Genomic DNA, 10,529 nt, shown 5'->3' with positions numbered 1-10,529 from the left:
TTTTTTAGCAAAGCAGCTGTATGCTTTTTATCTATTTTGTTGTCTGATTTTTATACAATAAAACGATAAATTTATAAAAAAATTATATATTTCATGGAAATAGAGTGCGTTTGTTTTCGGCTTTTGTGCATGTATTTATTGATATAAAGCATGAATTTGTTCAAAAAATGAACATATGATAATCCTGATGTTTGCTTTAAAAAGGGGGGAACATATGTCTGAAATTGTATTCACTGATGGCCTGTTGTCTCAGCTGATGGATGCAAAAATAGCGCTTACGGCATATATCCAACGCAGACGCGCGCAGGGAAGCATTTCGGTCAGCGAGAACGACGCGCTACGCGATAGTTTTTTCGCACTCGCCCGGGATATTCGCGGCCACGGCGAGGTACTCCATGATTTCGCGGAACACGACACATGTATTGCTATTCATCATGCAGAAGAAGCGCTTTCCGCTGCGGCGCTCTGCTTAATGAGCGGGCGTTACGATTGCCCTTCCTATATTGCGGTGAATGTTGAAAAACTGGAACGTTCGCTGGATGTGCTGAACTATTGCATTCGTAGCCTCAATACGTGCGCACCCCGCACCCAAGCTTAAGCTTTTGTAAAAAATGCGGCGCGTGCCAATGACCCGGCTAACATTTAGGCGGGAACTGCTTAAAAAGGAGCCAGTCATGCGCCGCTTTCCCCTGTTGCTATCCTTCGTGTTGCTCTCTTTCACTGCGCTTGCCGCCCCGGCGCCGGTGAAAGTCGAGGTGTTACAAACCAAGCTTGATCATCCCTGGTCGCTGGCCTTTTTGCCGGATAATCAGGGCATGCTTATTACGCTGCGCGATGGTCAGTTGCGCCGCTGGCAGGCGGGTAACGGTCTGGCCGATCCTATTACGGGCATGCCGTCCGTTTGGGCGCACGGGCAGGGCGGTTTGCTTGATGTTGTGCTGGCTCCCGATTTTGCCCAGTCGCGCCGCGTGTGGCTGAGCTACGCCGAAGCGGGCCAGGACGGTAAAGCTGGCACGGCGGTGGGTTACGGGCGCTTAAGCGATGATTTCCGCCATCTTGAGGATTTTCAGACGGTATTTCGCCAACAGCCGAAACTCTCCACCGGTAACCATTTCGGTGGCCGCATGGTGTTTGACGGCAAAGGCTATTTATGGATTGCGCTTGGCGAGAACAACCAACGGCCCACGGCACAGGATCTGGATAAATTACAGGGCAAACTGGTACGCCTGACGGATGAGGGAAAAGTGCCGCAGGATAATCCCTTTGTTGGTAAAGCGGGCGCCAGGCCAGAGATCTGGTCTTACGGTATCCGTAACCCGCAAGGGCTGGCGATAAACCCGTGGAGCGACGCGCTGTGGCTGCATGAGCACGGGCCGCGCGGCGGCGATGAGATTAACATTCCGCAAAAAGGCAAAAACTACGGCTGGCCGCTGGCAACATGGGGAATTAACTACAGCGGTCTCGCTATTCCGGAGGCGAAGGGGCAAATCGTTGAAGGCACGGAACAACCGATTTTTTACTGGAAAAATTCCCCGGCAATCAGCGGCATGGCCTTTTATAACGCCGACCTCTTCCCCCAGTGGAAACAGAAGCTGTTTATCGGCGCGCTAAAAGATAAAGATATCATCGTGATGAGCGTTGATGGCGACAAGGTGTCTGAAGATGGCCGCATACTTGGCGATCGCAACCAGCGTATTCGGGACGTACGTGTCGGGCCGGACGGATTTCTCTATGTGCTGACGGATGAATCCGACGGCGAGCTGTGGAAAGTCAGCCCGGCCCAATAATCACACGGCGCATCAGGTCACAGGGATCATCACCGTCTCGCGAAATGCCGGGCGCTCGCAAAGTTTTTGGTACCAGCGCTGCAGATTGGCGCGCGGTGCCCAGCTGAGGCCTGGTATATTATAAAGATTATAAATAAATGGCCCGACCGCCATATCCGCGCAACCGAATGCCGCGCCTGAGAGCCACGGTTTTTCCGCCAGAGCTTCGTCAAGAATATCAAACAGCTTATCCAGTTCTTGCTTCTGCGCCTCTATGGCGACGAGATTGCGTTTTTCGGGCGCGGTACGCACCAGTCCAACCAGCACCGGCCCATGTCTGGGAGCTAGCGTGCTGAGCGCCCAGTCCATCCATTTTTCCCCCTGTGCACGCACGGCAGGTTCATCAACCCACAGGCGGCGCTGGCCATATTGCGCGGCAAGGTAACGTAAAATCGTATTGGATTCCCACAATATTGTGTGGGTTTCGTCGTCGCGCAGCAACGGCACCAGACCATTCGGATTCATCGCCAGATAGTCTGCATCGTGGTTCAGGCCATACTGCCCGCCCGCGAGAATATGCTCGTACGGCAGCTCCAGTTCTTCGAGCATCCAGCGTACTTTTTTTACGTTCGTTGAGTTATTTCGTCCCCAAAGCGTAATCATCATCACCTCCTGCACTGTTCCCGGTTGTATTTTATGCTGGCGCAAAGTTACTGTTCTGGCAATGACAATTGTTTTCCTTTGTTATGCCGCGCGCGTAACGCGGCGCTGGGGCATAAACTTTAATAACTTTACCAACCCGACGGTTTTTTTCGCACGCGGAGTGCGCTATTACTCACCGTTTGGTTGTACTGTTTTTAGAATGGATACTCGGGTGGTCACTATGATGTTCTCTGAATCCCTTCGCGGCCTGGCTGCGGGCGCTGCACTGTTACTTATCTCTCCTTCGCTGTATGCCATCGAGCAAACGCCGGGCGCGCCTGCCATCGATGCGCGGGCATGGATTTTAATGGATTACGCCAGCGGTAAAGTGTTGGCAGAAGGTAATGCTGACGAGAAGCTCGATCCCGCCAGCCTGACGAAGCTGATGACCAGCTACGTCGTCGGCCAGGCGCTGAAAGCCGGAAAGATTCACCTGGATGATATCGTCACCGTTGGCAAAGATGCCTGGGCGACCGGTAATCCTGAGCTGCGCGGCTCCTCGTTGATGTTCCTGAAACCGGGCGACCAGGTTTCGGTGGCCGATCTCAACAAAGGCGTGATTATTCAGTCGGGGAATGACGCCAGCATTGCCATCGCGGATTATGTCGCCGGTAGCCAGGATTCATTTGTTAGTCTGATGAATAGTTACGCACAGAAGCTGGGACTGACGAATACAACCTTTAAAACCGTGCACGGGCTGGACGCGCCCGGCCAGTTCAGCACTGCGCGCGACATGGCGCTGCTTGGCAAGGCGCTGATCCACGATGTGCCGGATGAGTACGCGATTCATAAAGAGAAAGCGTTTACCTTCAATAACATTCGCCAGCCTAATCGTAACCGGCTGTTGTGGAGCACCAGCCTGAATGTGGACGGGATGAAAACCGGTACCACCGAGGGCGCGGGCTACAATCTGGTGGCCTCCGCCACGCAGGGGGATATGCGACTGATCTCCGTGGTGCTCGGTGCGAAAACCGATCGTATTCGCTTTAATGAATCGGAAAAACTGCTCACCTGGGGGCTGCGTTTCTTCGAAACCGTTTCGCCAATCAAGCCCGATGCGGCGTTTGTGACGCAGCGCGTATGGTTTGGCACCACCCGTGATGTGAAGCTTGGGGCAGGCGATGCGGGTGCTATCACGCTGCCAAAAGGTCAGTTAAAAGATTTGAAAGCGAGCTATACCTTAACGCAGCCGGAGCTGGAAGCGCCGCTGGCAAAAGGGCAGGTGGTCGGGACTATCGACTTTCAGCTCAAGGGCAAAACCATTGAGCAGCGCCCGCTGGTGGTGATGGAAGCGGTGGAGGAGACCGGCTTCTTTGGCCGGATGTGGGATTTTGTGCTGCTGAAGTTCCACCAGTGGTTTGGCGGCTGGTTCTCCTGAACAAGGCCGTGCCCGAAAGGGCACGGTCAGCACAGCAATGTCAGCGCGTGCGTTTTGGCGAAACTTGTCACCGCCTCATCCGGGCAGCTGTCGCTTGCGATAGCGTCGAAGCGCTCAAGCGACCCCATGCAGGCGGGGCGAACCTTACCGAATTTACTGTGATCGACCACCAGCACGTGATACTGGGCGCAGGACATCGCCCAGTGTTTCACCGGTAACTCTTCCAGGTTGAAACAGGTCGCACCCTGCTTTGCATGGACGCCCGCCGCAGAATAAAAGGCAATATCCGGGCGCAGGTTATTCAGCGTCTCATTAAAGTTCAGCGGTTTAAAAATCGCGTTGCTGGCGTGGAACTCGCCACCGCAGAGGATTGCCCGGCAGAGGGGTTTCTCCTGCAATGCCAGGAACGTGTTGAGAGAGTAACAGACGCCGGTAAACGGCAGATCGGCCGCAATCGCTTCGATAATCCACGGTGTGGTGGTGCCGCAGTCAAAAAAAGCCATCTGGTGAGCTTTCAACAGGCCAGCGGCCCGCTGTGCCGCAAGGCGCTTCTCTTCGACCAGGCGGTTTTTTTGATCGCTCAGCAGGTAATGGCTGGCGGTACGCGGCTCCAGCACTATATAGCCGCCCAGCAGTACAACCGGCGCACTGTTGCTACTAAGATCGCGACGAATGGTCATTTCGGAGACGCCGAGGAGTGCCGCTGCCTCTTTCAGATGCAGCTTATCACTTCGCTTCAGCGCGGCCAGCAACTGGCCTATCCGTTCGTCGCGTCTTGTTTCCATAATTCCTCTGAATATAAAAAAGCCATGCATTGAGCATGGCGTTCATCTTACCTGTGCCTGAAAAGTTAGTCACGCACCCAGCCGCGGCGGATTGGCAGGGCAAAGCAGAGGCGATAGCACTGTTGTAATGCGTGATAGAGCGTGGTGCCAAATGCCTGCCACAGGATTTGTGCGCTCAGGCAACCGATAACACCAACCAACAGCGCGCCGAGCATATCCAGTGGCCAGTGAACACCGAGAAAAACCCGCGACCAGGCAATCGCCAGGCCGACGGCCATCAGCACTGCGCCGGACCACAGGCGATGCCAGGCGAGAAAAGCAATGGCGCAGGTAAAAATCACCGTACCGTGATCGCTTGGGAAAGAGCTGTCCGCCGCATGGTGCAGGAAATTGTGACCTACGCTGCCGGCAAACGGGCGATCGTGCGGCAGAAAATGCCCGAGCGCTAGAGAGAGGGCAAGACTGACGAACATCGCCAGCGATAATTTAATCACCAGCTGGCGCTGTGCACTGAGCTGGTGGCGCGGCCCCCATAGCCACAGGCCGATAGCCAGTAACGGTACGATACTTATTACATCGCGGGCGGTGAATTCCGCCAGCGCCAGCAGCCAGCGCGGAGAGTCCGGCGTCGCGTTAATCCAGTAAAACAGAGTGTAATTCAGGCTCTCTAACATGCTCTTGTTACCCTTTGATTAAACGGTGCAAATTTCCGCGAAAGCGCTCACCATAAAAGCGATGCGCTACGGGGTAAAGCGGTTTTGTCTTAGTAGTCTTAGAGTTAGACGATTCTGACTTAAACCGTCGATAGCCACAGAGTAGGCGGGGGAGCTTAAGGAAAACTTAAACAGAGTGAAAATGTGCTTTATTTATTAGGCGACTGAAAATTGTGTATCGCCGCCGGGCACCTTTTATTACACTCTGCGCGATTTTTTTTGAGTTGAGAGTCAGCATGCAAAACCACAGCCTTGCAGGTCAACGACTGGGCCGACGGGCGTTATTATTTCCCCTCTGTCTGGTGCTTTACGAATTTTCTACTTATATCGGCAACGATATGATCCAGCCCGGCATGTTAACGGTGGTGGAACAGTTCAATGCGGGCATTGAGTGGGTACCCACATCGATGACTGCCTATCTGGCGGGCGGTATGTTCTTACAGTGGCTGCTGGGGCCGCTCTCAGATCGTATCGGTCGTCGCCCGGTCATGCTGGCCGGGGTGGTGTGGTTTACGATGACCTGTCTTGCGACGCTGCTGGCGCAGACGATTGAGCAATTCACGCTGCTGCGTTTTTTGCAGGGCATCAGCCTGTGCTTTATTGGCGCGGTGGGTTATGCCGCCATTCAGGAGTCTTTCGAAGAGGCGGTGTGCATAAAGATAACCGCGCTGATGGCGAACGTGGCGCTGATTGCGCCGTTACTTGGCCCGCTGGTGGGCGCCGCCTGGGTTCATGCCGCGCCCTGGCAGGGGATGTTCGTGCTGTTTGCGCTGCTGGCGGCGGTCTCCTTCTTTGGCCTGTTTCGCGCAATGCCGGAAACGGCGACCCGGCTGGGCGAGCGGCTCTCGTTTAAGGGGCTGTGGCATGATTATGTTGATGTTCTGAAAAACCTGCGTTTTGTTGCCGGTGCGCTGGCGATTGGTTTTGTCAGCCTGCCTTTGCTCGCCTGGATAGCCCAGTCACCCATTATCATTATTAGCGGCGAGCAGATGAGTAGCTATGAGTATGGCCTGTTGCAGGTGCCCATTTTCGGCGCGTTGATTGCCGGGAATCTGGTGCTGGCAAGGCTGACCTCCCGCCGTACCGTGCGCGCGCTGATTATCCTCGGCGGCTGGCCGATTGTTGCCGGACTCTTGCTGGCGGCGGTTGCGACGCTTGTCTCTTCCCATGCCTGGCTGTGGATGACCGCCGGGTTGAGCGTTTACGCTTTTGGTATTGGCCTGGCAAATGCCGGGCTGGTGCGCCTGACGCTGTTTGCCAGCGAGATGAGTAAAGGTACCGTGTCGGCGGCAATGGGCATGTTGCAAATGTTTATCTTTACCGTGGGTATTGAAATCAGCAAGCATGCCTGGCTGCTGGGCGGCAATGGGTTGTTCAGCGTTTTTAACCTGGTTAACGGTTTGTTGTGGCTGGGGCTGATGGTGATATTTCTGCGCGATAAGCGTGTGGGGAGTTCCCTGGAAGGGTAGCGCGGCATACGCAACGGGTATGCCGCTTTGTCATTAGCAGGATTCGGCCTGCATCTGCGGCTCAGGTTTTGCTACCGCACGGGCGACCAGCGCGGCAAGCAGCACCAGCCCCAGAACCACCAGCATCGCGCTGCGAAGGCCGTAGTGTTCGCCAAGAAAGCCAAGCAGTGGCGGGCCGACCAGGAATGCGAGGTAACCGGTGGTGGCGACCACGCTCACCCGGGCTGGCGCATCCGGGCCGGTGTCGCTGGCGGCGGAAATTGTCAGTGGGAAGCCGAGCGAGGCGCCAAGTCCCCACAGAATGACCGAAACACCGGCGACCCATGCGCTATCGACAAAGATTATCAATGCAATGCCGGTAGCGCCAAGCAGCGCACTGGCGCGCACAACAGCCACGCGGCTAAACCGGTCAATAAACCAGCCGCCAATAAAGCGCCCGACGGTCATCCCAAGCGTAAAACCAGCGTAGATTAGCGAGCCGGACGTGGGGCTAAAACCGTGGCCATCGACCATCAGCAGCGGTAGCCAGTCGTTAGCCGAACCTTCGGCAAACGCCATTGCCAGCACCACGACGCCAATCAGTAACAGTTTGGTGTCACGCCAGAAAGGCAGGCCTTTTTGACCCTGTGCTTTTTCATCAACAGAGGGCTGACCAGTTCCGTCCGGGATGGCAGAAAGCGCCAGTACAATAGGGATAATCACGGCCAGCGCGACCAGTAAAATATGTATATTTGCCGCGATGCCCAGCGCGGTTAACGCCATGCCGAGTCCTGCGCCCGCCAGGGTTCCAAGGCTGTAAAAACCGTGCATCATTGGCAGCACCGTTTTGTTCATCTGTTGTTCAACCACTGCGCCTTCAATGTTCATCGCCACTTCACCCGCGCCAAGACTGCCGCCGAAACAGGCCAGGCCGATGGCAAAAAGCAGTGGCGAAGCTACCCACAGCGCGATACTTAAAATCACCATGCCAACAACGGAGCAAGACATGCTGGCGCGGATCACTTTACGTGCGCCGTAGCGTTTAACCAGCCAGCCCGAGGCGAGAATGCCGCTCATTGAACCAATTGACAGCCCGAATAGTACCGCGCCCATTTCTGCGATAGAAACCGACAGGATGTCGCGAATAGCTGGCGTACGCGTGGCCCATGAGGCCATCAGTAAGCCTGGCAAAAAGAAGAAGGTAAACAGCGCCCACAGGCGATGTCGCAAGGCGGTGCGGGAAGAGGTCGCGGTCATAAGTTTTACGGTAAATAACGAAAGATGAGACAACACTAGCAAGGAAGTGTACATTTGTACATAACTGACAGTGAGAAGAAAATGACCCGACGACCTAATGACCCGCAACGGCGGGAAAGAATACTTGAAGCCACGCTTGAAACCATCGCAAAGCATGGCATCCAGTCGGTAACGCATCGCAAAATCGCCAGCTGTGCGGGGGTGCCGCTTGGCTCGATGACCTACTATTTTTCAGGTATCGATGCGCTTCTTGCCGAAGCGTTTAGCCGTTTTACGCAGCAGATGTCAGCACAATTTCAGCGTTTTTTTGTTGAGGTGAACAGCCCGACGCAGGCGTGTGAGGCTGTCACAGAACTTATTTATAGCGCGCAAGTGATGACGGCGCGAAATATGGAGCTGATGTATCAGTTGTACGCGATGAGTCGCCAGCCGATGCTGAAAAGCATTATGCAAAACTGGATGCGTAGCAGCCAGACCACGCTGGAAACCTGGTTCGAGCCTGCAACGGCGCGCGCGCTTGATGCATTTATTGAAGGAATGACGCTGCATTTTGTTACCGACCGCGAGCCGCTCGCTCGTGAGCAGATCGGTGAAATGGTCAGGCGTATCGCCGGGATGCAAACGGCAGACCACGCATGAATAGGCTATTAATAAGGCACCGTTTCTGCGCTGGTACTTTCGGCAAGCGTAAACATGCGCTGCGAGTAGAGTCTTTGGTTTACTAACTCCTCAAATTTTTCTTTATAGCGCAGCTTAAATTTCAGGTTATAGCAATGCGTGGTGATAGTTTGTAAATCAAAGCAGGTTTTAATATGCCGCTCATATAAAGAAAAGTGAGAACTGGATATTTCCGTTGATGATGTTGCATCACTGAACGCTGTGATAATAAATTGATAAATACTTTGTTCGTTGCTCATAAAGAGTAAAGCATTATTTTCCACCTCGTCATTCCAGAGTTTATTAGCAATCGTATAAATGACCGGGTTAATTTTATAGACGCTTTCATCGTTACTGCTGGGGGCTAAAGGTAAGATCCAGCCTGCGCGTTCCATAAACGTGATGTCCGGGCAGGCTACTAAGTAGCTTTCGGTCGCAACGGTCAGTAGCCTGCGAATAATAGAAAGTTTCCCGGCGCTGAGATGCGCATGCGCCGTTTTAAAATCTGTCACCAGCTTGAGATTATTAGCCTGCTCTGCTTCACAGGCCAGTCTGCTGTTTCTTAACTGCTCCTGTCGTTGGCTATAAAAAGTTGCGACAACACGCCAGCACCAGCAAAGAATATTAAATATAACAATGCCAGAGGAAATACCGATACACACCACAGTAGCAACAATATAACTTTTATACTCGGGCGTTACCGGATGGAGTGCGGGCTCCAGCAAACGAGTGAAGTAAGGTAAAAAAAGATCCAGCGTCAGTATGCAACCGGTCAACATAAACAGGGTTGCAAGCGCGCGTTTGGGTGTATAAAGCGTGGCGATAAAATCAATAAACTGATCGATAGCGTTCACAAGAAAAGCCTCAACAATTTTGCATCTGTTTCCCTTCAATCATTTTTCCTCAATAGCAAGGGAAAAATGCCGCTATTTTTCCATGCCGCGAATGCATAAGCGTGGCCAAAGGATTATAAGAGTTAGGCATAAACAGGCAACCGAAAATTAATATGTGAATAATTTGTGACTTGATATTTTTTGTGTGAATGTTTTTGGGTGAGTTATTATGAGTTGAAATTTTTTTTAGGTGGCGCGTTCAGGTTACCCGTATTTCATTGTGAATCGCTGAGCGCAAAATTTTTTGCTAAAGATAATTTTTAGTATAAAGCAAGAAAAAAAACCTTTTTGACTCGACGGATAAGATAAAGACAGGTGACAGCCGTCGGGTTGGAAGGCAGCCATCATCAGGTTTTAATTTTGTCAGCCGTTTTCTTCTGAAGAGCGNTCTCCGACGCCACGTTTTATACGTGGCGTAAGAAGTTTGGTGGCATGGAAGTACCTGAAGTAAAAAGGCTTAAGTCACTTGAAGAAGAGAACACTCGCCTCAAGAAGCTGCTCGCCGAAGCCATGCTGGATAAAGAGGCACTACAGGTGGCTCTGGGCCGAAAGTACTGACGACAGACCAGAAGCGGGAAGCCGTGACAGTGATGTGTAAAGCGACAGGTCTGTCGCAACGTCGTGCCTGCAGGCTGACGGGTTTGTCCCTGTCGACCTGCCGTTATGATGCGCACCGCCCGGCTACTGATGCGTATCTGTCTGCACGTATCACCGAACTGGCACTGGAACGCCGACGTTTCGGTTACCGGCGTATCTGGCAGCTTCTGCGTCGTGAAGGCCTTTGCGTTAACCACAAGCGGGTTTACCGCATTTATCATCTCAATGGCCTGGGCGTAAAACGCAGACGGCGCCGTAAGGGGCTGGCAACTGAGCGGCTTCCGCTGTTGCGTCCGGCAGGTCCCAACCTGACGTGGTCAATGGATTTTGTCA

10 protein-coding genes and 1 pseudogene are annotated in these 10,529 nt (G+C 53.3%); 6 read left to right on the top strand and 5 right to left on the bottom strand.

All coding sequences use genetic code 11. The annotated features are described in order from the left end of the window. Positions 1–214: 214 nt before the first annotated feature. Together ACTU3N_RS06005 and ACTU3N_RS06000 are read left to right on the top strand one after the other, a co-directional pair. Positions 215–598 (top strand): biofilm formation regulator BssR, encoded by a 384-nt coding sequence (locus ACTU3N_RS06005; protein ID WP_443085229.1) that lies wholly within the window; start codon positions 215–217, stop codon positions 596–598. 76 nt (positions 599–674) lie between these two features. Further along, positions 675–1,787, top strand: a complete 1,113-nt coding sequence (locus ACTU3N_RS06000) for a PQQ-dependent sugar dehydrogenase (RefSeq protein ID WP_443085228.1) — start codon at positions 675–677, stop codon at positions 1,785–1,787. 12 nt (positions 1,788–1,799) lie between these two features. On the opposite strand, the gene ACTU3N_RS05995 is transcribed toward ACTU3N_RS06000, so the two are convergent. After that, on the bottom strand, positions 1,800–2,432 hold the full coding sequence (locus ACTU3N_RS05995; protein WP_443085227.1) for a glutathione S-transferase family protein: 633 nt from the start codon (positions 2,430–2,432) through the stop codon (positions 1,800–1,802). Positions 2,433–2,649: 217 nt separating this feature from the next. On the opposite strand from ACTU3N_RS05995, the gene dacC reads away from it, so the two are divergent. Further along, positions 2,650–3,846: a serine-type D-Ala-D-Ala carboxypeptidase gene (dacC, locus tag ACTU3N_RS05990; protein WP_443085226.1), complete on the top strand. Its 1,197-nt coding sequence runs from the start codon at positions 2,650–2,652 to the stop codon at positions 3,844–3,846. 26 nt (positions 3,847–3,872) lie between these two features. On the opposite strand, the gene deoR is transcribed toward dacC, so the two are convergent. Both deoR and ybjG read right to left on the bottom strand, forming a co-directional pair. Further along, the gene (gene deoR, locus ACTU3N_RS05985; protein ID WP_443085225.1) at positions 3,873–4,631 is read right to left on the bottom strand and encodes a DNA-binding transcriptional repressor DeoR; all 759 of its coding nucleotides are present in this window, start codon (positions 4,629–4,631) and stop codon (positions 3,873–3,875) included. A 65-nt stretch (positions 4,632–4,696) separates the two neighbouring features. Then, a complete protein-coding gene (gene ybjG, locus ACTU3N_RS05980; RefSeq protein ID WP_443085224.1) occupies positions 4,697–5,305 on the bottom strand; it encodes an undecaprenyl-diphosphate phosphatase in 609 nt (202 codons plus the stop codon). A gap of 275 nt (positions 5,306–5,580) precedes the next feature. Here ybjG and ACTU3N_RS05975 point away from each other — a divergent pair, with 275 nt between their 5' ends. Continuing rightward, positions 5,581–6,813, top strand: a complete 1,233-nt coding sequence (locus tag ACTU3N_RS05975) for an MFS transporter (protein ID WP_443085223.1) — start codon at positions 5,581–5,583, stop codon at positions 6,811–6,813. Between the two features lie 33 nt (positions 6,814–6,846). On the opposite strand, the gene ACTU3N_RS05970 is transcribed toward ACTU3N_RS05975, so the two are convergent. Beyond that, entirely contained in the window at positions 6,847–8,049 is a 1,203-nt protein-coding gene (locus tag ACTU3N_RS05970) for an MFS transporter (RefSeq protein WP_443085222.1), read from the bottom strand. An 81-nt stretch (positions 8,050–8,130) separates the two neighbouring features. Here ACTU3N_RS05970 and ACTU3N_RS05965 point away from each other — a divergent pair, with 81 nt between their 5' ends. Beyond that, complete coding sequence (locus ACTU3N_RS05965) at positions 8,131–8,688, top strand: TetR/AcrR family transcriptional regulator (protein WP_443085221.1); 558 nt, start codon at positions 8,131–8,133, stop codon at positions 8,686–8,688. A gap of 8 nt (positions 8,689–8,696) precedes the next feature. On the opposite strand, the gene ACTU3N_RS05960 is transcribed toward ACTU3N_RS05965, so the two are convergent. Next, a complete protein-coding gene (locus tag ACTU3N_RS05960) occupies positions 8,697–9,599 on the bottom strand; it encodes a hypothetical protein (protein WP_443085220.1) in 903 nt (300 codons plus the stop codon). Between the two features lie 384 nt (positions 9,600–9,983). Between ACTU3N_RS05960 and ACTU3N_RS05955 the strand changes: the two are divergent. Beyond that, positions 9,984–10,529: pseudogene (locus tag ACTU3N_RS05955) on the top strand (IS3 family transposase); the annotation flags it as partial.

The sequence above is a fragment of the Vagococcus sp. WN89Y genome (assembly GCF_052220145.1).
In the GTDB taxonomy this organism is placed as follows: Bacteria; Pseudomonadota; Gammaproteobacteria; order Enterobacterales; family Enterobacteriaceae; genus Kosakonia.
The sequence above is the reverse complement of the archived record's forward strand: the minus strand, read 5'-3'. Positions and strand labels throughout refer to the sequence as shown.

Coding starts and splice junctions, on each gene's coding strand:
- ACTU3N_RS05965 (WP_443085221.1), top strand. CDS start 8,131: ATGACCCGACGACCTAATGACCCGCAACGGCGGGAAAGAATACTTGAA.
- ACTU3N_RS05975 (WP_443085223.1), top strand. CDS start 5,581: ATGCAAAACCACAGCCTTGCAGGTCAACGACTGGGCCGACGGGCGTTA.
- ACTU3N_RS06000 (WP_443085228.1), top strand. CDS start 675: ATGCGCCGCTTTCCCCTGTTGCTATCCTTCGTGTTGCTCTCTTTCACT.
- deoR (WP_443085225.1), bottom strand. CDS start 4,631: ATGGAAACAAGACGCGACGAACGGATAGGCCAGTTGCTGGCCGCGCTG.
- ACTU3N_RS05995 (WP_443085227.1), bottom strand. CDS start 2,432: ATGATGATTACGCTTTGGGGACGAAATAACTCAACGAACGTAAAAAAA.
- dacC (WP_443085226.1), top strand. CDS start 2,650: ATGATGTTCTCTGAATCCCTTCGCGGCCTGGCTGCGGGCGCTGCACTG.
- ACTU3N_RS05970 (WP_443085222.1), bottom strand. CDS start 8,049: ATGACCGCGACCTCTTCCCGCACCGCCTTGCGACATCGCCTGTGGGCG.
- ybjG (WP_443085224.1), bottom strand. CDS start 5,305: ATGTTAGAGAGCCTGAATTACACTCTGTTTTACTGGATTAACGCGACG.
- ACTU3N_RS06005 (WP_443085229.1), top strand. CDS start 215: ATGTCTGAAATTGTATTCACTGATGGCCTGTTGTCTCAGCTGATGGAT.